This window comes from Dactylosporangium sp. NPDC050588 (assembly GCF_040654975.1).
In the GTDB taxonomy this organism is placed as follows: Bacteria; Actinomycetota; Actinomycetes; order Mycobacteriales; family Micromonosporaceae; genus Dactylosporangium; species Dactylosporangium maewongense.
Genome location: NZ_JBFAJA010000020.1, coordinates 14,336 through 35,493, shown reverse-complemented (window position 1 = coordinate 35,493; position 21,158 = coordinate 14,336). Strand labels below are relative to the sequence as shown.

At 72.6% G+C, this 21,158-nt stretch carries 16 protein-coding genes; 6 read left to right on the top strand and 10 right to left on the bottom strand.

The features are described 5' to 3' along the window. Window positions 1-972, bottom strand: coding sequence for a DUF4034 domain-containing protein (locus tag AB0I21_RS15940; RefSeq protein WP_360561711.1), 972 nt, complete (start codon window positions 970-972; stop codon window positions 1-3). Window positions 973-1,102: 130 nt separating this feature from the next. Here AB0I21_RS15940 and AB0I21_RS15935 point away from each other — a divergent pair, with 130 nt between their 5' ends. From AB0I21_RS15935 to AB0I21_RS15925, 3 genes are all read left to right on the top strand, one after another. Further along, window positions 1,103-2,401: a sensor domain-containing protein gene (locus AB0I21_RS15935; protein ID WP_360561709.1), complete on the top strand. Its 1,299-nt coding sequence runs from the start codon at window positions 1,103-1,105 to the stop codon at window positions 2,399-2,401. Further along, window positions 2,353-2,988 (top strand): response regulator transcription factor, encoded by a 636-nt coding sequence (locus tag AB0I21_RS15930; protein ID WP_360561707.1) that lies wholly within the window; start codon window positions 2,353-2,355, stop codon window positions 2,986-2,988. The genes AB0I21_RS15935 and AB0I21_RS15930 overlap by 49 nt, the downstream gene beginning before the upstream one ends. A gap of 238 nt (window positions 2,989-3,226) precedes the next feature. Further along, the gene (locus AB0I21_RS15925) at window positions 3,227-4,156 is read left to right on the top strand and encodes a PfkB family carbohydrate kinase (RefSeq protein ID WP_360561705.1); all 930 of its coding nucleotides are present in this window, start codon (window positions 3,227-3,229) and stop codon (window positions 4,154-4,156) included. A 623-nt stretch (window positions 4,157-4,779) separates the two neighbouring features. On the opposite strand, the gene AB0I21_RS15920 is transcribed toward AB0I21_RS15925, so the two are convergent. The 8 genes from AB0I21_RS15920 to AB0I21_RS15885 are packed head-to-tail and all read right to left on the bottom strand — an operon-like array spanning window position 4,780 to window position 13,102. After that, a complete protein-coding gene (locus AB0I21_RS15920) occupies window positions 4,780-5,913 on the bottom strand; it encodes an ABC transporter substrate-binding protein (RefSeq protein ID WP_360561704.1) in 1,134 nt (377 codons plus the stop codon). 21 nt (window positions 5,914-5,934) lie between these two features. After that, on the bottom strand, window positions 5,935-6,693 hold the full coding sequence (locus AB0I21_RS15915; RefSeq protein WP_344502582.1) for an ABC transporter permease: 759 nt from the start codon (window positions 6,691-6,693) through the stop codon (window positions 5,935-5,937). Next, window positions 6,690-7,448: an ABC transporter ATP-binding protein gene (locus AB0I21_RS15910; RefSeq protein ID WP_344502583.1), complete on the bottom strand. Its 759-nt coding sequence runs from the start codon at window positions 7,446-7,448 to the stop codon at window positions 6,690-6,692. The genes AB0I21_RS15915 and AB0I21_RS15910 overlap by 4 nt, the downstream gene beginning before the upstream one ends. Continuing rightward, complete coding sequence (locus tag AB0I21_RS15905) at window positions 7,445-8,353, bottom strand: ABC transporter permease subunit (RefSeq protein WP_360561701.1); 909 nt, start codon at window positions 8,351-8,353, stop codon at window positions 7,445-7,447. The genes AB0I21_RS15910 and AB0I21_RS15905 overlap by 4 nt, the downstream gene beginning before the upstream one ends. Next, complete coding sequence (locus AB0I21_RS15900) at window positions 8,350-9,357, bottom strand: TIGR03842 family LLM class F420-dependent oxidoreductase (RefSeq protein ID WP_360561700.1); 1,008 nt, start codon at window positions 9,355-9,357, stop codon at window positions 8,350-8,352. Before AB0I21_RS15900 ends, AB0I21_RS15905 begins: the two co-directional genes overlap by 4 nt. Before the next feature lie 3 nt (window positions 9,358-9,360). Further along, window positions 9,361-10,845, bottom strand: a complete 1,485-nt coding sequence (locus tag AB0I21_RS15895) for a CoA-acylating methylmalonate-semialdehyde dehydrogenase (protein WP_360561698.1) — start codon at window positions 10,843-10,845, stop codon at window positions 9,361-9,363. 17 nt (window positions 10,846-10,862) lie between these two features. After that, window positions 10,863-12,266, bottom strand: coding sequence for a dihydropyrimidinase (gene hydA, locus AB0I21_RS15890; protein ID WP_360561697.1), 1,404 nt, complete (start codon window positions 12,264-12,266; stop codon window positions 10,863-10,865). After that, window positions 12,263-13,102, bottom strand: a complete 840-nt coding sequence (locus tag AB0I21_RS15885; protein ID WP_360561695.1) for a nitrilase-related carbon-nitrogen hydrolase — start codon at window positions 13,100-13,102, stop codon at window positions 12,263-12,265. The genes hydA and AB0I21_RS15885 overlap by 4 nt, the downstream gene beginning before the upstream one ends. A gap of 144 nt (window positions 13,103-13,246) precedes the next feature. Between AB0I21_RS15885 and AB0I21_RS15880 the strand changes: the two genes are divergently transcribed. Beyond that, window positions 13,247-14,638 (top strand): aminotransferase class I/II-fold pyridoxal phosphate-dependent enzyme, encoded by a 1,392-nt coding sequence (locus tag AB0I21_RS15880; RefSeq protein WP_360561693.1) that lies wholly within the window; start codon window positions 13,247-13,249, stop codon window positions 14,636-14,638. Window positions 14,639-15,932: 1,294 nt separating this feature from the next. On the opposite strand, the gene AB0I21_RS15875 is transcribed toward AB0I21_RS15880, so the two are convergent. Further along, window positions 15,933-17,039: an acetate kinase gene (locus AB0I21_RS15875; RefSeq protein WP_360561692.1), complete on the bottom strand. Its 1,107-nt coding sequence runs from the start codon at window positions 17,037-17,039 to the stop codon at window positions 15,933-15,935. An 18-nt stretch (window positions 17,040-17,057) separates the two neighbouring features. On the opposite strand from AB0I21_RS15875, the gene pta reads away from it, so the two are divergent. Both pta and AB0I21_RS15865 read left to right on the top strand, forming a co-directional pair. Beyond that, window positions 17,058-19,130, top strand: a complete 2,073-nt coding sequence (pta, locus tag AB0I21_RS15870) for a phosphate acetyltransferase (RefSeq protein ID WP_360561690.1) — start codon at window positions 17,058-17,060, stop codon at window positions 19,128-19,130. Then, entirely contained in the window at window positions 19,127-19,477 is a 351-nt protein-coding gene (locus AB0I21_RS15865) for a VOC family protein (RefSeq protein WP_360561688.1), read from the top strand. Before pta ends, AB0I21_RS15865 begins: the two co-directional genes overlap by 4 nt. Window positions 19,478-21,158 lie beyond the last annotated feature (1,681 nt).

Below are 21,158 nucleotides of genomic sequence, written 5' to 3'. Positions count from 1 at the left end.
TCAGGCCGTTCGGTCTCTGGCGCGCGCCGTCGACCGGGCCCTGGTGAACGCGACGTCGGGGGCCGCGAGGTACGACCAGGGCCACCGCGTCACCCGGTCGCCGAGCACGTCGAAGCGCTCGGCGGCGGCGGGCCGGTCGCCGTTGAGCGTGAACGCCATCGCGAACGCGTTGTCGCCGGCGGCCCAGCCGGGGCGCCGCTCGTAACGGTTGTGCCGCACGGAGCGGTCCGCGGCGAGGCGCAGCCGCTCGCCGACCTCGGGGCTGTGCATGTACTCGCCGTCCTCGCCCTCGGGCAGGTCCAGCCAGTGCTCGATGTGCGCGTCGGCGACCAGGACGCCGAGCGGCGAGCCGGGCGGTGCGGCGGCGGCCGCGGACTCGGCGAAGTCGTGCATCAGCTCGTGCGATCCGCTCCACTTGCGGCACAGCTGCTGCAGCATGTGCGAATGGGCGTCGCGGTGCCACGGGTGCCGGCGGACCGCCTCGTCGAACCGGCGGCGGGTCTCGTCGAGGCCGAGCTGCCTGGCCCGGCCGAGTGTGACGAGCCCCACCCAGGGCGTCGGGTCGTCGGCGTCGAGCTCGGTCGCGTCGTCGAGGCAGTCCTCGGCGAGCTTCAGCCGGCGGAAGAACACCTTGAACGCGTCCTCGCTGACCGTCGAGGCCCTGCCGTTGCCGCGGGCCTGCCACGCCCAGTCGATCGCGTGCAGCCCCTTGACGGTGAGCGGGGTCGCCTTGCCGGGCGCCGCGGCGATCCACTCGTCGATCCACGCGCCGTCGCCGGCGTGCTCGCCGAGGACGCGGCAGTAGAAGTACCGGTCGTCGGGGTGTTCGACATCACGCAGCGTCTCCGCCGCCGCCTGCCAGTCGCCGCGCTTCGCGGCCGCGATGAGCCGGGTCGCCTCAGGGTCGCCCTGTGCCGGGTCGATGTCCAGGTGTTCGATCCTGTCTGCGGCTCTTCGCCGGAATGGCCACATCGAACCTGTTCCTCCCCGTGACGGTCAACGGCCCAGAACTATAGGGTCCGCCGTCCACGGCTGCTATCGGCCCCGCGACGGTAGGGCTAGGCCCACTGCTTCCGGGCCGGGGCGCCGCGAGAATGGCGACATGAGGGTGAAGGCGTTCGTGCGGGCCGGGGCCGTCGCGATCGGGCGGGTCGCGCTGCTCGGGCTGCTGTCGCCGCCGGTGAAGCTGGTGCTGCTCATCCTGTCCGTGGTGTCGCTGGCGCTCAGCGTGATCGGGCTGGGGCTCGTGCTGGCCCCGCTGGTGGCGATGCTCGTGCGGGCGTACGCCGACCTGCACCGGCGGGCGGCACGCGACTGGTCGTGGGTCGACATCCCCCGGCCGTACCGGCCGCTGCCCGCGGGCGCGTTCGTCGGGACCCCGCGCCGGTGGTGGTGGCTGGTCCGCGACCCGGCGACGTGGCGGGACCTGCTGTGGCTCCTGGCCGGCGCCCCCGTCGGGCTGCTGCTGGGTCTCGCCGGTCCGGTGCTGCTGGTGTACGGCCTGGAGGGGCTCCTCGGGGTGGCGATCATCATCGACGCCGCGACCGGCCGGTACGGCTACGGCGTCACCTGGCCGATCTCCGACCCCCTCGACGTCGTCAGCGTCCCGCCGCAGGGTGCGCTCGTCACCGCCGGCGCCCTGTACGCGGGACCGTGGCTGCTGTGGACGCTGGCGCACTTCGACCGGCTCCTGCTCGCCCCGACCCGCGGCGCCGCGCTCGCCGCGCTCGCCCAGCGGGTCGACCGGCTCACCGAGACCCGCACCCACGTCGTCGACGCGCAGGCCGCGGAGCTGCGCCGGATCGAGCGGGACCTGCACGACGGCGCGCAGGCGCGGATCGTGTCGCTGTCGATGAGCCTCGGGATGGCCGAGGACCTCGTCGCCCGCGACCCGGCCGCCGCGCAGGCGCTCATCGCCGAGGCGCGGGAGGCGAGCGGGCTGGCGCTCGCGGAGCTGCGGCACCTGGTGCGCGGCATCCACCCGCCGGTCCTCGCCGAACGCGGCCTCGACGGCGGCGTGCGGGCCCTCGCGCTGACGCTGCCCCTGCCGGTGACCGTCACCGTCGACCTGGACGGCCGCCCCGACGCGCCGGTGGAGTCCGCGGCGTATTTCGCGGTCGCCGAGGCGCTCGCCAACGTCGTCAAGCACGCGCACGCGTCGGCGGCCTGGGTATCGTTGACCCACCTCGGTGGCGCGCTGCACATCACCGTCGGCGACGACGGTGTCGGCGGCGCCGAGGAGCGAAGCGGCTCCGGGTTGACCGGGGTCGCGCGCCGGCTGGGCGCGTTCGACGGCGTCCTGCGCGTCGACAGCCCGCCCGGTGGTCCGACCGTGCTGACCATGGAGCTGCCGTGCGCGTTGTCATCGCCGAGGACCTCGCCCTCCTCCGCGACGGGCTGATCCGGCTGCTCAGCTCGTACGGCTTCACGGTCGCCGCGGCCGTCGACACCGGCGAGGCGCTGCACGCGGCGCTGCTGGAGCACCGGCCCGACGTGGCCGTCGTCGACGTGCGGCTGCCACCGACCTTCACCGACGAGGGCCTGCGCGCGGCGATCGCCGCCCGGGCCGCGGTGCCGGGCCTGCCGGTGCTGGTGCTGTCGCAGCACGTGGAGCAGCTGTACGCGCGGGAGCTGCTCTCCGACCGCCGCGGCGGCGTCGGCTACCTGCTGAAGGACCGGGTCGCGACCGTCGGCGAGTTCGTCGACGCGGTCCGCCGGGTCGCCGGCGGCGGCACCGCCATGGACCCGGAGGTTGTGTCCCAGCTGCTGGCCCGCAGCACCCCGACCGCGGCCCTCACCCCGCGCGAGCGCGAGGTGCTCGGCCTGATGGCGGAGGGCCGCTCCAACGCCGCGATCGCGTCCCGGCTCTTCGTCACCGACAAGGCCGTCGGCAAGCACATCAACAACATCTTCGCCAAGCTCGGCCTGCCCCAGTCGGAGGACGACAACCGCCGCGTCCTCGCGGTCCTCGCCTACCTCAACGCGTAGCGCGGTCGATTGCTCGACAACGGGTGACGGGCCACGCGGCCTGCTCCGATTCGGCGTACATTCACGCTGAGCTACGGGAGGTGACGCGATCGGAGATCGATTAGGAACGGTCCTGTACCGTGCCAAGAAGACGGCCGCGGCGGCACCGCCCCGGCCCGTGCCCGGTCCGTGACGGTCCACTGGCGACGCGTCAACGGGTGACGCGTCAACCGGCGACGGCCGGGGTAACGGACGCGACATGGGTGCGGTGGTGGTCGGGCAGCTGGCCCGCGATCTCGTGATGGTCATGGAACGCCTGCCGGACGTGCACGCGTCGGGTGCGGTCCGGCAGCGGCTCGAACAGCTCGGCGGGAAGGGCGCCAACCAGGCCGTCGGCCTGTCGCAGCTCGGCGTCGCGACGGCGCTCGTCGCGGTGGCCGGCGACGACCCGGTCGGCGACGCGCTGCTGGCCAGGGCCGCGCTCGACGGCATCGACGTGACGCACGTGGTGCGGCGGCCGGGCACGGCGACCGGGCTGATCGTCGAGGTCCTGGAGGACGGCGGCCGGTGGCGCTACCTGGAGCACCTGCCGCAGGGTGTCCTGCTGACCGAGGCGGACGTCCGGGCCGCCGGCGACGTGCTGCGCGCCGCCGGCGCGGTGCTCGTGCAGCTGCAGCAGCCCCTCGACGCGGTCCGTGCCGCCGTGGAACTTTCAGGCGGGCTGACCGTCCTCGACGGTGCCGTCACCGACCGGTCGCTCCTGCACGGCGCCGATGTCCTGCGTGCCGACGCGCGGGAGGCGGCGGTGCTGCTCGGCGGGCCGGCCGACGAGCGGGAGGTCCTGGCGGCGGCGCCGGCGCTGCTGGACGCCGGGCCGCGCCTGCTCGCGTTCGCGCTGGCGGACGGCGGTGACCTGTTCGTGTGGCGCGACGGCCACGAGCTGGCACCCTGGCGCGACAGCCACGAGCTGGCACCCTGGCGCGACGGGCACGAGCTGGTCCCCCACGCGGCCGGCGACGCCGTCGACACGACCGGCGGCGGTGACGCGCTCACGGCCGCCCTGACCGCCGCGCTGCTGGACGGAGCGACGCCCCGGGAGGCGGCGCGGGAGGCGGTGGCCGCCGCCGGGCGCGTCGTCACGCACGCCGGCGGCCGCCCGGAACTCGCGCCCCGCCGCCGGTCAGCATGACCGTCTGCGGGGTGGATGACCGTCTGCGGGGCGCGGCGTCACGCACGCCCGCGGCCGCCCGGAACTCGCGCCCCGCCGTCGATCAGCGTGACCGTCTGCGAGGTGGGGGTGGCGGCCGCCGGGCGCGGCGTCACGCACGCCCGCAGCGACGAGCTGGTCCCCCATGCCGCCGGCGGCCACGAACTGGTCCCCACGCCGCCGGCGAGGCCGTCGACACGACCGGCGGCGGCGACGCGCTCACAGCCGCCCTGACCGCCGCGCTGCTGGACGGGGCGACACCCCGGGAGGCGGCGGCGGCCGCCGGGCGCGTCGTCGCGCACGCCAGCGGCCGCCCGGAACTCGCGCCCCGCCGGCGGTCAGCATGACCGTCTGCGGGGTGGGTGACCGTCTGCGGGGCGCGTCGTCACGCACGCCCGCGGCCACCAACTGGTCCCCACGCTGCTGGCGGCCACGAACTGGTCCCCACGCGGCCGGCGAGGCCGTCGACACGACCGGCAATCGTGACGCGCTCACGGCCGCCCTGACCACCGCGCTACTGGACGGGGCGACGCCCCGGAAGGCGGCGCGGGAGGCGGTGGCGGCCGCCGGGCGCGTCGTCACGCACGCCGGCGGCCGCCCGGGGCTCACGCCCCGCCGGCGGTCAGCGTGACCGTCTGCGGGGTGAACGAGGTGCCGAGGACGTCGACGCCGGCGGCCTTGGCCGCGTCGATCGCCTTCTGCATGTAGTCGTTGGTGTAGGCCAGGCCTTCGGGCTTCTTCTTCAGGACGGTGTCGCCGACCTGGTTCTTCGTCGTCATCGAGATGTCGACGGTCTGGTTCCAGGCGGCCTCGTCGACGAGCCCGACGCCCTTCGCGGCGGGCCAGACGAGCTTGTTGACCTCGTTCATCTGCCACAGCTGGTGGCTCTTGCCGAGCTTGGAGCCCTTCGCGACGACCATGTCGCGGCACTCCTCCGGCTTGTCGCGGCAGTACGCCCAGCCCTTGATGGTCGCGGTGAGGAACTTGACCGTCTGGTCCTGGTACGCCTTGTCCTTGAGCTTGTCGGTGTTGGCCCAGACGGCGTCCTGCAGCATCGAGGTGCCGACGGTCTTCCAGTCGATGATGGAGAAGTCCGAAGCCTGGTACAGCGCGCCGGTCGCCGGGTTGGTGGCCTCGAGCAGCTGCGCGTACTCGTTGTAGGACATGGCCTGTGCGACGTCGATCTCCTTCTTCAGCAGCGCCTGCATGTCGAACTGCTGCTGCACGAGGGTGACGTCCTTGCCGGGGTCGAGGCCGGCCTTCGTCATGCCGGCGAAGAGCTCGAACTCGTTGCCGAAGCCCCAGTTGCCGACCTTCTTGCCCTTGAAGTCGGCCGGGGACTTGATGCCGCTGCTGGCGAACGCGACCTGGTAGGTGCCGGAGCGGGCGAAGATCTGCCCGACGTCGGTGATGCCGGCGCCCTGCTCGCGCGAGGCGAGGGCCTTCGGCACCCAGGCGACGGCGTAGTCGGCCTTGCCGGTCGCGAGGACGGTCTGCGGCACGATGTCGACGCCGCCCTCGATGAGCTGCACGTCGAGGCCCTGCTCCTTGTAGAAGCCCTTGTCGGCGGCGGCGATGTAGCCGGCGAACTGGGCCTGGAAGAACCACTGCAGCTGCAGCTTCACGGTGGTGACGCCGCCGCTGCCGGTGGTGGTCGTCGTCGGTGTGTCGGCGGTGCCGCAGCCGGCGAGCGCGAGGCTCGCGACGGCGGCGCCGGTGATGAGGGACCTGATCCGCATGGGCGCTCCTCAAAAGAAAAACTACGAACGGGCCTTCCAGGGCATTGCGAGACGCTCCAGGAGGAGCGTGGTCAGGTAGAAGACGAGGCCGAGGGCGCAGGCGCCGACCACGAACGCCCACGCTCGGGGATACGCGGTGAACGCGGCGGCGGAGGTGATCCGCGCCCCCAGCCCGTCCTGCAGGCCGCCGAAGTACTCGGCGACGACCGCGGCGATGACGGCGAGGGAGGACGCCTGCCGCAGTCCGGTGAACACGTAGGGCAGCGCGCCGGGCAGGCGCACGAGCCGGGCGAACGTCCAGCCGCCCGCCGCGTAGCTGGCCATCAGCTCGCGGTGGGTGGGGTCGACCTCCCGCAGCCCGCGCAGCGTGTTGATGAAGACCGGGAAGAACACGATGATCCCGGCGACGACCCGCCGCGGCAGGCTGCTGGTGGAGTCGAACATGTTGTTGAGGATCGGGGCGAGGGCGATGATCGGCAGCGCGTTGACGACCGCCGCGTACGGCACGGCGACGTCGCTGAGCAGCTTCGACCGGCTGGTGGCGAGGGCGGCGAGGATCGCGACGGCGGTGCCGCCGACGAGCCCGACGAGGGCGTTGGCGCCGCTGGCGAGCGCGGCGTCGAGCACGTTGCCGCGCTGCTCCACCAGTTGCGCCCAGATCGCCGACGGCGCCGGCAGGATGAACGGCGCGATCCGCCCGGCCGTGACGACGACCTCCCAGAGCACGATCGCGACGACGCCGACCAGCACCGGGGGCAGGACCGATCGGAGGTATCTCATGCCCGCAGCGCCTTCCGGACCGCGGTGACGTGCTCGAAGTAGGCCGGGGACTGCCGGGCCGCCTCGTCGCGGGCCGGCAGGTCGATGTCGACGGTCGCGGTGATCCGGCCGGGCCGGGCGGACATGACGACGACCTTGCCGGACAGGAACACCGCCTCGGAGATCGAGTGCGTGACGAAGACCGTGCTGGTGCCGGTCTTGGCGCAGATCTGCAGCAGCTCGCCCTGCAGCCGCTCCCTCGTCATCTCGTCGAGGGCGCCGAAGGGCTCGTCCATGAGCAGCAGCGGCGGGTGTACCGCCAGCGCCCGCGCGATCGCGACCCGCTGCTGCATGCCGCCGGACAGTTGGGCCGGGTAGTGCCCGGCGAAGTCGGCGAGCCCGACGAGGGCGAGCATCTCCTCGGCCCGCTGCCGGCGTTCCGCCTTGGGCACCTTGCGCAGTTCGAGGGGGAGCTCGACGTTGCGCCGCACGGTGCGCCACTCGAAGAGGCCGGCCTGCTGGAAGGCGATGCCGTACTCCTGGTCGCGGCGGGCCTGCGCGGCCGGTTTCCCTGCGACGGTGACGGTGCCCGCGGTAGGCTCGATGAGGTCGGCGATGAGCCGCAGGAGGGTGCTCTTGCCGCACCCGGACGGCCCGATCAGCGACACGAACTGTCCACTGTCGACGGTCAGGTCCACGTCGGACAGCGCGGTCACCTCGTCGGGGCGGCCCGCGTTGAACACCTTGCTGACACCGGCGATCGAGACGGCGCTCATACGACGTTCACCTCGACCCTCCTTCGCCCAGTCTGGCCCGAGGGCTTCGCCGGGTCGGCCCAGACCAGGCGCCTATGGCGCATGAGCGGGAGCTCGAGCAGGCTGACGACGCCGGCGACGACGAGGCCGAGGACGGCGGCGCCGAGCATGGCGGTGTAGACCTTCGCGGGGTCAGAGGTGGCCTCCCTGGAGTACTCGATGACGAGCCGGCCGATCCCGCCGCGGGTGCCGGTGGAGATCTCGCCGACGACCGCGCCGACGACCGCGGCCGCGCCGGCGAGGCGCAGCGCGGGGAACAGGAACGGCAGCGCCGCGGGCAGCCGCAGCTTCAGGTACGTGCGCCACCAGCCGGCGGCGTAGGAACGCATCAGCTCCACGCCCGACGCCGACGGGGACTGCAGGCCGCGCAGCAGTCCGACGGCGACGGGGAAGAACGCGAGGTAGGAGGCGATGACGGCGACCGTCATCCAGTCCTGCCACGGGTAGGGGCCGAAGGACAGGGCGCCGCTCCAGCCCGCGACGAGCGGCGCGAGCGCCACCAGGGGCACGGTCTGTGACAGCACCACGTAGGGCAGCAGGCCCCGCTCCACGACCCGGAAGCGTTGCATCAGCGTGGCGAGGACGAAGCCGATCGCCGTACCGGCGAGAAAACCGACGGCGGTGACACCCAGCGTGAACAGGCAGGCGTCGGCGACGACCTGCCACACGGGACGGCCGCCGGTCAGCTCCGGCCGCCCCAGCCGCTGCGCGACCGTCCACAGGTGCGGCATCGACAGGTCGTCGGCGCGGGGCAGCACCTTCACGCCGAGGACCGCGGTGCCCTCGGGGTCGCCGACCGCCTTGTACCCCTCCCACAACAGGGCGAAGACGACCAGCCCCCCGAGAGCACCGAGGACCTTCTTCATGACAGCGCCGGGATGATCTGCTCGCCGTAGGCGCGCAGCGTCGATTCCTTCGCGTCGTGCTGCAGGTACACGGCGAACTGGTCGACGCCGAGTTCCTTCAGCTCGTTGAGCCGTTGCAGGTGTTGCTCGACCGGGCCGAGAACGCAGAACCGGTCGATGATCTCGTCGGGCACGAAGTCGGTGTGCGGGTTGCCGGCCCGCCCGTGCTCGGCGTAGTCGTAGCCCTTGCGGCCCTTGATGTAGTCGGTGAGGGCCGTCGGGACCGCGCCGTCGCTGCCGTACCGCTCGACGATGTCGGCGATGTGGTTGCCGACCATCCCGCCGAACCACCGGGTCTGGTCCCGCTGGTGTGCCATGGATTCGTCTGAGTCGTCGCCCACGTACGCGGGCGCGGCGACGCAGAACTTGATCGCCGCCGGGTCGCGGCCGGCCTTCTCCGCCGCGTCCCGCACCGCCTTGATCATCCAGGCGGCGATGTCGGGGTCGGCGAGCTGCAGGATGTACCCGTCGCCGACCTCGCCGGTGAGCGCGAGGGCCTTCGGCCCGTACGCGGCGACCCACACCTCGAGGCGGCTGTCGGGCGCCCACGCGAACCGCAGGTCCCGGTCGCGCAGGTGCACCTCCCGGCCGTTGCCGAGCTCGCGGATGACCTGCACGCACTCGCGCAGCTCGGCGAGGGTCGTCGGCCGGCTGCCGAGGACCCGCACCGCGGAGTCGCCGCGGCCGATGCCGCAGACGGTGCGGTTGCCGTACATCTCGTTGAGGGTGGCGAACAGCGACGCCGTCACGGTCCAGTCGCGGGTGCCGGGGTTGGTGACCATCGGCCCCACGATCACCCGCTCGGTGTCGGCGAGGATCTTGCTGTAGATGACGAACGGCTCCTGCCACAGCACGTGCGAGTCGAACGTCCACACGTGGCTGAACCCGGCCGCCTCCGCCTGTTTCGCGAGCTCGACCGTTTGCGTCGCAGGCGGGTCACACTGGAGCACCACCCCTACGTCCATCCGTCACCTCACCTTGGGGAAGCCCAGGTCGACCTCTGACGTGGCCGGGTCCGGCCAGCGGGAGGTGACGACCTTGCTGCGCGTGTAGAACTGGATTCCTTCGGGGCCGTACATGTGCAGGTCGCCGAAGAGCGAGGACTTCCAGCCGCCGAAGCTGTAGTAGGCGACGGGGACCGGGACCGGGACGTTGACGCCGACCATGCCGCAGACGACGTCGTACTGGAACTGCCGGGCGGCGCCGCCGTCGCGGGTGAAGATGGCGGTGCCGTTGCCGTACTCGTTGTCGTTGACGAGTTTCAGGGCCTCGTCGTAGCTGTCCACGCGGACCACGGACAGGACCGGGCCGAAGATCTCGTCGGTGTACAGCGGGGAGTCGGTGCTGACCTTGTCCACCAGTGACGCGCCGAGGAAGAACCCGGGGCCGCTGCTGACCGGGGCGTCGCGGCCGTCGACGACGACCTCGGCCGTCCCGGGCTCGCTCAGGTAGCCGGCGACCTTGTCGCGGTGTTCGCGGGTGATGAGCGGGCCCATCTCCGCGGACGGGTCGCTGGCCGGGCCGACCGCGATGCGGCCGATCCGTTCGCTGATCGCGTGCACCAGCGGGTCGGCGACGGCACCGACGGCGACGACGACGGAGATCGCCATGCAGCGCTCCCCCGCCGAGCCGTACCCGGCGGACACCGCGGCGTCGGCGGCGGAGTTCACATCCGCGTCGGGCAGGACGACCATGTGGTTCTTCGCGCCGCCGAGCGCCTGGACCCGCTTGCCGGCCCTGGTGCCGGCCTCGTAGACGGCCTTGGCGATCGGGGTGGAGCCGACGAAGCTCAGCGCCTGCACGTCGGGGTGGGCCAGCAGTGTCTCGACGGCTTCCCGGTCGCCCTGCACGACGTTGAACACGCCGTCGGGCAGCCCGGCCTGGCGGAGCAGGTCGGCGAGGAGCAGCGAGACGGACGGGTCCTTCTCGCTCGGCTTGAGCACGAACGTGTTGCCGCAGACGAGCGCGTTGGCGAACATCCACATCGGGACCATCGCCGGGAAGTTGAACGGGGTGATGCCGGCGACCACCCCGAGGGGCTGGCGGATCGAGTACACGTCGACGCCGTTGGACGCCTGCTCGCTGTAGCCGCCCTTGAGCAGGTGCGGGGCGCCGGTGGCGAACTCGACGTTCTCCAGGCCGCGGGCCACCTCGCCGGCGGCGTCGGCGACGGTCTTGCCGTGTTCGGCGCTGACGAGCGCCGCGATCTCCTTGCGGTTGGCGTCCACCAGCTCACGGAAGCGGAACATGACCTCGGCGCGCCGGGACAGCGACGCCGCCCGCCACGCCGGGAACGCCTTCAGGGCGCTGGCGACCGCCCTGTCGGTCTCCGCTTTCGTGGCGGCGACGACGTACGCCTGCTGCTCGCCGGTCGCCGGGTCCCAGACCGGCAGCCGGCGGCCGCTGGTGCCGTCCACGGCGGCACCGTCGAGCCAATGCTTGATCTCACGCATGTCTTGTTGCCTCGGTTTCAGATCAGGTAGTCGGAGAGTCCGCGGCGGACGAACTGCCCGTGGCCCTTGCCGCCGTGATACGCGCCGCCGGCGACGATCACGCGGCCGCGGGACATGACGGTGTCGACCTTCCCGGCGATCTCGTAGCCTTCCCAGGCGGAGTGGTCCATGTTCATGTGGTGCGTCTCGACGCCGATGCGGGTGCGGGCCGCCGGGTCGTACAGGACGATGTCGGCGTCGGATCCGGGCGCGATGATGCCCTTGCGGGGGAACAGGCCGAACATGCGCGCGGGGGTGGTCGCGATCGTCTCGACCCAGCGGGCGAGGCTGAGCTTGCCGTCGACGACGCCTTGGTACAGCAGGTCGACGCGGTGCTCGACGCTGCCGATGCCGTTGGGGATCTTCGAGAAGTCGCCGATGCCGAGCTCCTTCTGGTCCTTGAAGCAGAAGGGGCAGTGGTCGGTGGACACGACGGACAGGTCGTTGGTGCGCAGCCCCTGCCACAGGTCGGCGCGGTGCGTCTCGTGCTTGCTGCGCAGCGGCGTCGAGCAGACCCACTTGGCGCCCTCGAAGCCGGGCGCGCCGAGCTGGTCCTCCAGCGTCAGGTACAGATACTGCGGGCACGTCTCGGCGAAGACGTTGCGGCCGAGGTCGCGGGCGGCGGCGACCTGTTCGAGGGCCTTGCTGGCGGACAGGTGCACGATGTAGAGCGGGCAGTCGGCGGCGACCCCGGCGAGCCAGATCGCGCGGCTGGTCGCCTCCGCCTCCAGGGCCTCGGGGCGGGTGAGGCCGTGGTGGATCGGGTCGGTCTCGCCGCGTTCGAGGGCCTGCTTGACCAGGACGTCGATCGCGGGCCCGTTCTCCGCGTGCATCATGATCATGGCGCCGTTGTCGCGGGCCTTCTGCATGGCGCGCAGGATCTGGCCGTCGTCGCTGTAGAAGACGCCGGGGTACGCCATGAACAGCTTGAAACTGGTGATCCCTTCGTCGGTGACGAGGGTGTCCATGGCCTTGAGCGACTCGTCGTCGACGCCGCCGAGGATCATGTGGAACGCGTAGTCGATGTGGCAGTTGCCGTCGGCCTTGCCGTGCCAGGCGGCGAGCCCGTCCTGCACCACCTCGCCGGTGCGCTGCACCGCGAAGTCGATGATGGTGGTCGTGCCGCCCCAGGCGGCGGCGCGGGTGCCGGTGTCGAACGTATCGCTGGCGAACGTGCCGCCGAACGGCAGCTCCATGTGGGTGTGCGCGTCGACGGCGCCGGGGATGACGTACTTGCCGGTCGCGTCGATCGTCTCGAAGTCGCCCTCGGTCGGCCCCTGCCCGGGAGCGAAGATCGCCGACACCTGCTCGCCGACGACGAGCACGTCGGCGGGGGTCGCACCCGTCGGACCGATCACGGTCCCGCCCTTGATCAGGATCACGGTTTCACCAGGTCCTCGTACGCGTCGGGGCGCCGGTCCCGGTAGAACTGCCATCGGTCCCTGACCTCGGCGAGCAGGCCCATGTCGAGGTCGCGGACGATCAGCTCCGGGTTGTGCGCGTCGCCGACCTCGCCGACGAACTTGCCCTCGGGGTCGACGAAGTAGGACGTGCCGTAGAAGTCGTTGTCGCCGAGGTCCTCGACGCCGGTGCGGTTGATCGCGCCGATGAAGTACTCGTTGGCGACGGCGCTCGCCGGCTGCTCCAGCTGCCACAGGTAGGCGGACAGGCCGCGGCTGGTCGCGGACGGGTTGAAGACGATCTGCGCGCCGTTGAGACCGAGCGCCCGCCAGCCCTCCGGGAAGTGCCGGTCGTAGCAGATGTAGACGCCGACCTTGCCGACCGCGGTGTCGAAGACGGGGTAGCCGAGGTTGCCCGGACGGAAGTAGAACTTCTCCCAGAAGCCCTTCACCTGCGGGATGTGGTTCTTGCGGTACTTGCCGAGATACTTCCCGTCCGCGTCCACCACGGCCGCGGTGTTGTACAGGACGCCGGGCTGCTCCTGCTCGTACATCGGCAGCACCATCACCATGCCCAGCTCCGCGGCGAGCGCCTGGAACCGTTCGGTGGTGGGGCCGGGGATGGACTCGGCGTACTCGTAGTAGGCCTTGTCCTGCACCTGGCAGAAGTAGGGACCGTAGAACAGCTCCTGGAAGCAGATGACCTTGGCGCCCTGCGCCGCGGCCTGCCTCGCGTACTCCTCGTGGGCCTTGATCATCGACTCTTTGTCGCCCGTCCAGCTCGTCTGGACGATGGCGGCCCGGATCACGTCTGCCATGGCTGCCCCTCTCTGGGCTTCTGCGGCTTCAACAGTGCTGGGCTTTACGTTGACCTTGTCTCGGGTCGGATGCCGTAGGACACTAACGACACAAATCTAGGCGGACAATGGTCCAAGCGTTACAGAATGTTTCGGAGATGTAATTTGCTCGCGCTCATCGCCGGGGCGGTCGACGACCGCAGCGCCCGGGGAATCGCCGCCGCCGTCAGCCGCCTGGTGACCGCCGGGACGCTGCCCGCGGGCTCCCGCCTGCCGACCGTGCGGGACGTCGCGCGCGAGCTCGGCATCAGCCCCACCACCGTGTCCGAGGCGTGGCGCAGCCTTGCCCGGGCCGGCGCGATCCAAACCCGGGGCCGCTCCGGCACGTTCGTGGCCACGCCCTCGTTGCCGCGCCAGCGTCTGCGGTACGCGCAGCTCGGCGGCCGCATCGGCGAGCTCGGCCCCTCGGAGCTGCTCCGCGACTTCTCGACCGGCGTGCCCGACTACGACCTGCTGCCGTCGCTCACCGAAGCCCTGCGCCGCATCGGCGACGCCCGCCTGACCACCAGCTACCTCGACGGCGCGGTCCTGCCCTCGCTGGAGGACGTCCTGCGGGCCCGCTGGCCGTTCCCCCCTGACCAGCTCACCGTCGTCGACGGGGCGATGGACGCCCTCGACAGGATCACCGGCACCGTGGTCCGCTTCGGCGACCACGTCCTGGTGGAGAACCCCGCGTTCCCGCCGATGCTGGACCTCCTCGAAGCCGTCGGCGCCACGGTCGTCGGCGTCGCCATCGACGAGCACGGCATGCGCCCCGACGCCCTCGCTCTGGCCTTGACGCAGTGCGAGCCCGTCGCGGTGTACCTGCAGCCGCGCGCCCACAACCCGACCGGCGCGAGCATGACCCAGGCCCGCGCCGACAAGCTCGCCCGCGTCCTGGCCCGCCACCCGGGCGTCACCGTCATCGAGGACGACCACGCCGGCGACATCGCGACCGCTCCCCCGGTCAGCCTCGGCCGCCGCCTGCCCGACCGGACCGTCCACGTGCTCAGCTTCTCCAAGAGCCACGGCCCCGACCTGCGCCTCGCCGCGATCGGCGGCCCCGCCTCGGTGGTCACCGCCGTCGCCGACCGCCGCCTGCTCGGCCCCGGCTGGTCCAGCCGCCTCCTGCAGGCCGTCCTCGTCGAACTGCTGACCGACCCGTCCACAGTGGACGCCGTGGTCCACGCCCGCGACGAGTACGCCCGCCGCCGCACCGCCCTGCTCGACGCCCTCGACACCCGCGGCGTCACGGCCACCGCCGCCGACGGCATCAACCTCTGGATGGCCGTGGCGAACCAGCAGGTCGCCATGCTCACCCTGGCGGCGCACGGCATCGCGGTCGCCCCCGGCGCCCCCTTCGAGGTGAGCCACCTCGACAGCGACCACGTCCGGATCACGGCCGGCCTGGTCCGCGACGGCTTCGACGACCTTGCCGACATTCTCGCCGAAGCCGCCGGCGCCACCACCCGCGGCAGCGGCCCCCGCACCGCCAACCACCCCCGCGGCTGGCGCTGACCTGTGATGCTCCGCGCCTCCCACCCGCGGCCCCCATGCTCGCTGCGCTCGCACGGCCAGCGCTGACGCGCGCCCGCTTCGGCGCATGCGCGGCATCCGGTGGTCGCCGATCCGCATGCATCCATCCAGCGGATACCCACCGAACGCCCGGCTGGCCAGACGCTCGACGGGCACACGCCTTTCGCGGTGCCGACGACCGCCGTGCCGTGCGTGCCTGCCACCTCCTTCCACAGGCCCCCGCCAGCCGCAGTCTGCCTGATCTTCCGGGGCGTCGCCTGGGCCACCACGCCGCCGCCGACCTGCGAGCTCCGGGTCACGGGCTTCGAACCAGGCTCCGGCCACGGGCTCCGGGGCTGCAGATCCATGCGGCATCGACATCCGGACCGCCGATCCGCAGGTCGGCGCCTGATCATGCAAGGCAGACCGGGTCAGGACGCGCGCGGCAGTCGCAGCGCGCCGCGGGACCAGGATCGAGCGCCGTGCCGCGAGTAGCGCGGTCGTGGGCGGTAGTGCACAGGACGTCGGCGCGGTGATCGAAGGAGGAAACGGCCATCCTGACGACCTGGTTCGTCCTTCGATCACCGCGGACCCGCCGCGGCAGCGGTGGGGCGGAGGCACAGTGCCGGCCTACTTGCCGTCCTCGAGGTCGCCTTCGGTTTCGAGGTACACCTGGCGCAAGGCGTCCAGGGTGGACTGCTCCGGGTGTGCCCAGAGGTTGCGGTCGGCGGCTTCCAGGAGGCGTTCGGTGATGCCGCCAGCCGGGAGACGGAGGCCAACGCGCTGGCGTCGACGCTGTGCCGGCCCCAGGAGATCAGGTCGCTCGCGCGGCGCTCGCCGGACGCCCGCCCCGGGGTCTCGTTCACGGCGCTCGGCAGCCGCGCGCCCGGGGTCTCATTCGCGCGGCGATCGTCTGCCGCCCGCCCCGGGGTCGCTGGACGTCCGTCCGGCGGGCACTCGCCATCTGCGGGGCCCGTCGCCGCTCTACGCCGCGCGGCACCACCGGCAGGCGGCGAACGCCTCTGCAGGACGCAATCCACGCCTGCCGCCAACGTGAAGCCGGCCGAGCGGGCGCTGCGCACGATCGCTGCGCACGATCGCTGCTACCGCGGGCGCGCCCGTGTGTGGCTGCGGGACTGGACCGGAACCCTGACCGGCCAGGCCAGGCCGACGTGACTGCCGTCCGCCGGAGCGTCGCATGGACCGGTCCTGCGGTGCCCGCTCCGCTTCTCAAAGCACCATAACCGACCGCACCTAATCGACCTTGGACATGTCACGCAAGCGATGCACAGCGGTTTCAGGCAGTGACGGCGTGGGTCTGTTCGGCGATGGTGAGTTCCTCGTCGGTGGGCACGACGCACACCGTCACGCGGGCGCCGTCCGGGGAGATGATCGGGGCGTGGGCGGCGTTGCGGGCCGGGTCGACCGTGATGCCCCAGGTGTCCAGGCCGTCCAGGGCGGCGGCGCGGACCGGGGCGGCGTGCTCGCCGACGCCCGCCGTGAACGTGATCGCGTCCAGGCGGCCCAGCACCGCGTGGTAGGCGCCGACGTACTTGCGGATCCGGTGGCAGTACACGTCGAAGGCCAGCGACGCGTCGGGGTCGCCTGACGCGCGCCGGGAAAGGACCGTGCGCATGTCGTTGGCGCCGGACAGGCCCTTCAGGCCGCCGTGGCGCTGGAGCTGCTCCTCGGCCTCGGCGGCGGAGAGGCCGGCGGCGCGGTGCAGGTAGCTCAGGACCGCCGGGTCGACGTCGCCGGAGCGGGTGCCCATCACGAGGCCTTCGAGCGGGGTGAGGCCCATCGACGTCTCGACGCTGCGGCCGCCGCGGATCGCCGTGGCGCTGGCGCCGTTGCCCAGGTGCAGCACGATCATGTTCAGGGCGGCGAGCGGGCGGCCGAGCAGCGACGCGGTACGCCGGGAGACGATGTCGCACGAGGTGCCGTGGAAGCCGTACCGCCGGATCCCGAACCGACGAGCGAGGTCCCGGTCCAGGGCGTAGGTGCGCGCCTGCGCGGGCAGGGAGGCGTGGAACGCCGTGTCGAACACCGCGACGTGCGGGACGCCGGGCAGCGCCGCACGGGCCGCCTCGATGCCGGCGATGCCACCCGGGTTGTGCAGCGGCGCGAGGGGCGTGAGCTCCCGCAGTACCGACAACATCGCGTCGTCGACGAGGGCCGGCGCGGTGAAGGTGGAGCCGCCGTGCACGACCCGGTGCCCGACGGCGACGATGCCGGCGGTGTCCAGGCCGCCGAGGATCTCGCCGAGCGCGGCCGCGTGGTCGGCGACCCCGCCGGGCTCGCCGATCCGCTCGACGACACCGTGGGGTCCGGCGGCCGCGGGGTCGGACAGGTCGACGACACGGAACTTCACCGACGACGAGCCGCTGTTGAGCACGAGGATCATGACAGGCAGACTAGCGGTGTGGCTCGCATCGTGTACCTGGTCGAACACGGACCTGGATCCGGCAAGTCCGCCGTGGCGCTCGGCCTCGCCGAGCTCCTGTCGCGGAAGGTGCCCAGGATCGGGGTGTTCCGCCCGTTCGTCGACGGGACGGCGAAGGACTCGACCCTGGCGCTGCTGTGCGAGCGGTACCACATCGGCGGCGACCATCAGGAGCTCTTCGGCGTCACGGCGGCCGAGGCCGCGCAGATGCTGTCCGCGGGCGACGGCGAAGGCCTCGTCGGGCGGATCGTGGAGCGGTTCCGGCCGATCGCCCGCGACCACGACGCCGTCGTCGTCATCGGCAGCGACCTCGACGACGAGCAGTCGCCGAGCCTCGCGCTCAACGCCCGCCTGGCCAACGAGTTCGGCGCGGTCGTGGTCGCCGTCGTCAACGGCGCCGGCCTGGACGCCGACACGGTCGAGTCGGTGGCGCGGCAGGCGTACCACGGGCTGGTCGAGCACGACGCCACCGTCGCCGCGGTCGTGGTGAACAAGTCGTCGGAGAAGCCGCCGGCGCTGCCGGTGCCCTGCTACACGATCCCGAACGTGGCGACGGTCGCGGCGCCGACGGTCGCGGAGGTCGCCGCGGCGCTGGGCGCGACCGTCGTCAGCGCCGGCCCCGCGTCGCTCGAGCGGGACGTGCTCGACTACGTCGTCGGCGCCGCCCAGGTGCCGGCCGTGCTCGACCACCTGACCGCCAACTGCCTGCTGATCACCCCCGGCGACCGGGCCGACCTGCTCGTCGCCGCGGCCGCCGCGCACGCGTCGGGGACGGTGCCGCTCGCCGGGATCGTGCTCACGCTCGGGATCGCGCCCGACCCGGCGGCCCTCGCCCTGTTCGAGCGGCTGAACACCGGTCTCGCCGTGTTGTCGGTGCCGGCGGCGAGCTACGACACGATCGCGGCCTCGACGCGGATGGAGCACCGGCTCGGCCCCGCCAACCCGCGGAAGGTGGCGGCGGCGCTCGGGGCGTTCGAGTCGAACGTGGACACCGCGGCCCTCGAGGCGGCCCTCGAACTGACGGCGTCGACGCGCGTGACGCCGCTGATGTTCGAGTACGACCTGATCGACCGCGCGCGGGCCGCGAAACGGCACCTGGTCCTGCCGGAGGGGACGGAGGAGCGGATCCTGCGGGCGGCGGACATCCTGCTGCGCCGCGGCGTGGCGTCGCTGACGCTGCTGGGTGACCCTTCGGTGATCGCCGGGAAGGCGCGGGACCTCGGTCTGGACATCTCGGACGCGGCCGTGATCGACCCCGCGACCTCCCCGCTCCTGGAGCGCTTTGCCCCGGTTTACGCGGATTTACGGGCACATAAGGGTGTAACGCTGGATCTGGCCCGGGACGTGGTCCGCGACGTCAGCTACTTCGGCACGATGATGGTCCACCTCGGCCTCGCCGACGGCATGGTCTCGGGCGCGACGCACACCACCGCCGCCACGATCCGGCCCGCGTTCGAGATCATCAAGACGGTGCCGGGCCTGAGCGTCGCCTCCAGCGTCTTCTTCATGCTCCTGCCGGACCGTGTGCTGGTGTACGGCGACTGCGCCGTCAACCCGGACCCCGACGCGGAGCAGCTGGCCGACATCGCCCTGTCGTCGGCGTCGACCGCCGCGCAGTTCGGCATCGACCCGCGGGTGGCGATGCTGTCGTACTCGACCGGGACGTCCGGCGCCGGCGCCGACGTGACGAAGGTGGCCTCGGCGACCTCGCTCGTCCGCTCCCGCCGCCCCGGCCTTCCGGTCGAGGGGCCCATCCAGTACGACGCCGCGATCGACCCCTCCGTCGCCGCCACCAAGCTCCCGGGCAGCGCCGTCGCCGGCCAGGCGACCGTGTTCGTGTTCCCTGACCTCAACACCGGCAACAACACCTACAAGGCCGTCCAGCGCTCCGCCGGCGCCGTCGCCGTCGGCCCCGTCATGCAGGGCCTGCGCAAACCCGTCAACGACCTGTCCCGCGGCGCCACGGTCAAGGACATCGTCAACACCGTCGCCATCACGGCGATCCAGGCCCAGGGTTTTTTGTCATACCCGTCGGGCACGATGGAGGCATGACGGCGAAACTTACCTCGGTGGTGCTCGACTCCCCTGATCCGCATGCGCTCGCCCGGTTCTATTCCGAGCTGCTCGACCTGCCCATCACCCGCGTCGACAGCGACTGGGTCGACATCGGCGACGGCACGACGAAGCTCAGCTTCCAGCACGCCCCCGAGTTCCGCCCGCCGCTGTGGCCCGACCCCAACTTCCCTCAGCAGATCCACCTCGACATCCAGGTCGATGACATCGACGCCGCGGAGTCCAAGGTCCTGCACATGGGCGCCACTCTGCTCTCGACGAAGGAGGCCGGCTTCCGCGTGTACAGCGACCCGTCGGGCCACCCGTTCTGCCTCTGCTACGACTGACATTCCGCCACGGCGAGGCCCATCCACCCTCTGCGGTGTCCGGAGCGGTCCACCGCGACTCCGCCCGGGGTGTGGTCCTGAGCGCGGCCTGCCCGGCCTCTGTCCAGGGCGCCGCGACGTCCACGCCTGCTCCCGGGTCGTGCCATGCCGAGGACCCACTCACGACCGCGCTGCGGCGGACTCCCGCGCTGCCCGCCCAGCTCAGTGCCGGGCCTTTCCCGCGGCCGCACGTCCACGCAGTTCCGCCTGTGCGATCTCGCCTGCGCCGCCCTGCCTGCGCCGCCCTGCCTGCGCCGCCCTGCCTGCACCGCCCTGCCTGCACCGCTCGCGCGTCGCCTCGCTTGCTTGCCCGCGCCGCCTACCGACGCTCCGCCGGCCTGGTCGGCCGGCATCCTGGATGCCACCCATGTCCACACCTGCATCCGGAAACCTCCGCCCGGCGACTCTTCCTCTGGCAGCCTCCGCGACCTGGACCCGCCCCGGTCGGGCTCATCCCGAAGACACCTGCAAGGGCTACTCCCGCGGCAGACTCATACAACGTCCCGCTCGCCTACTCCCGCAGCTGACTCTCTACAGCCGCTCGCCCATGCCGCCCGCTCGCTCGCCCATGCCGCCCGCCGGCAATCGGCCTGCGTCATCGACATCCCGGGCGCCGACCACGTCCACACCTGCCTCCGGAGACCTCCGCTCGGCAGCCTCTGCGACCTCCACCTGCCCCAGGGCGAACTCATCCCGAAGGCACCCTCAAGGTCACTCCCGCAACCGGCTCCCCGGCCGTCCACCTGCACAACCTGATCCTCACCGGGCCGGGACACGCCAGAGCACCGTCCGGGCAGATCTCACGCCGGCCACCCGCGCCGCCTGCGCACCCACGCCGTCAGCCCGCCCGCCCCGCCGCCACCTCGGGCGCGGCCGGTGTCCTGGGCGCCGCGAATGTCGACGCCTGCTTCCCGGCAAGTTCGTCCGGACCACCACCTGCCGCGACCTGAACCTGCCCCAGCGGCGACCTGCGGAAGTCGCCCCAGGGCCGCTCCCACAGCCAGGCGCCACGCCGCGTCCGCCCGCAGCCACCTGAACCTGCCCCGGCGGCGACCTGCAGAAATCGCCCCCAGGGCCGCTCCCACAGCCAGGCGCCGAGCCGCGTCCGCCCGCAGCCACCTGCCGCGACCTGGACCTGCCCCACCGGCGAACTGCAGAAATCGCCCAGGGCCGCTCCCACAGCCAGGCACCGCGCCGCGTCCGCCCGCAGCGCCGCCCGCATGTCCTGCCTGCGTGCCTACGCCACACGCCCGACCGCGCCATCTGACCCGCATCGCCCGCACTGGCTGCCCGGCCTCGTCGCCGCGCCGGCCACCCACGCAACCACTCTGCACTCGCCGGCGCCGCCTGCCCGCATCGCCTCCCGCTGCCGCCCGCCAGCGCATTCACGCCACGCGCTCGCCCACGCCAGACGAACCACACCGTCTACACCGCCCGCCAGGCACCGTCGCCGTGCCGCCCTACCACGCCGCCCGCCAGGGCACCGTCGCCGTGCCGCCCGTCCACACCGCCCGCCAGGCACCGTCGCCGTGCCGTCCGTGCGTGTCGCCTGGCCGCTCGGACCGCGCTGCACGCCCGCCCGCGCCGCCCGTGTCCGGCCCGGCGCCCGTGCCGCCCGTCCGCGTCGCACGCTCGCCCGCCC

Bases quoted from the DNA above. Each gene is read 5' to 3' on its own strand.
- AB0I21_RS15940 (WP_360561711.1), bottom strand. From the start codon at position 972: ATGTGGCCATTCCGGCGAAGAGCCGCAGACAGGATCGAACACCTGGAC.
- AB0I21_RS15935 (WP_360561709.1), top strand. From the start codon at position 1,103: ATGAGGGTGAAGGCGTTCGTGCGGGCCGGGGCCGTCGCGATCGGGCGG.
- AB0I21_RS15925 (WP_360561705.1), top strand. From the start codon at position 3,227: ATGGGTGCGGTGGTGGTCGGGCAGCTGGCCCGCGATCTCGTGATGGTC.
- AB0I21_RS15920 (WP_360561704.1), bottom strand. From the start codon at position 5,913: ATGCGGATCAGGTCCCTCATCACCGGCGCCGCCGTCGCGAGCCTCGCG.
- AB0I21_RS15915 (WP_344502582.1), bottom strand. From the start codon at position 6,693: ATGAGATACCTCCGATCGGTCCTGCCCCCGGTGCTGGTCGGCGTCGTC.
- AB0I21_RS15910 (WP_344502583.1), bottom strand. From the start codon at position 7,448: ATGAGCGCCGTCTCGATCGCCGGTGTCAGCAAGGTGTTCAACGCGGGC.
- AB0I21_RS15905 (WP_360561701.1), bottom strand. From the start codon at position 8,353: ATGAAGAAGGTCCTCGGTGCTCTCGGGGGGCTGGTCGTCTTCGCCCTG.
- AB0I21_RS15900 (WP_360561700.1), bottom strand. From the start codon at position 9,357: ATGGACGTAGGGGTGGTGCTCCAGTGTGACCCGCCTGCGACGCAAACG.
- AB0I21_RS15895 (WP_360561698.1), bottom strand. From the start codon at position 10,845: ATGCGTGAGATCAAGCATTGGCTCGACGGTGCCGCCGTGGACGGCACC.
- AB0I21_RS15885 (WP_360561695.1), bottom strand. From the start codon at position 13,102: ATGGCAGACGTGATCCGGGCCGCCATCGTCCAGACGAGCTGGACGGGC.
- AB0I21_RS15875 (WP_360561692.1), bottom strand. From the start codon at position 17,039: ATGATCCTCGTGCTCAACAGCGGCTCGTCGTCGGTGAAGTTCCGTGTC.
- AB0I21_RS15865 (WP_360561688.1), top strand. From the start codon at position 19,127: ATGACGGCGAAACTTACCTCGGTGGTGCTCGACTCCCCTGATCCGCAT.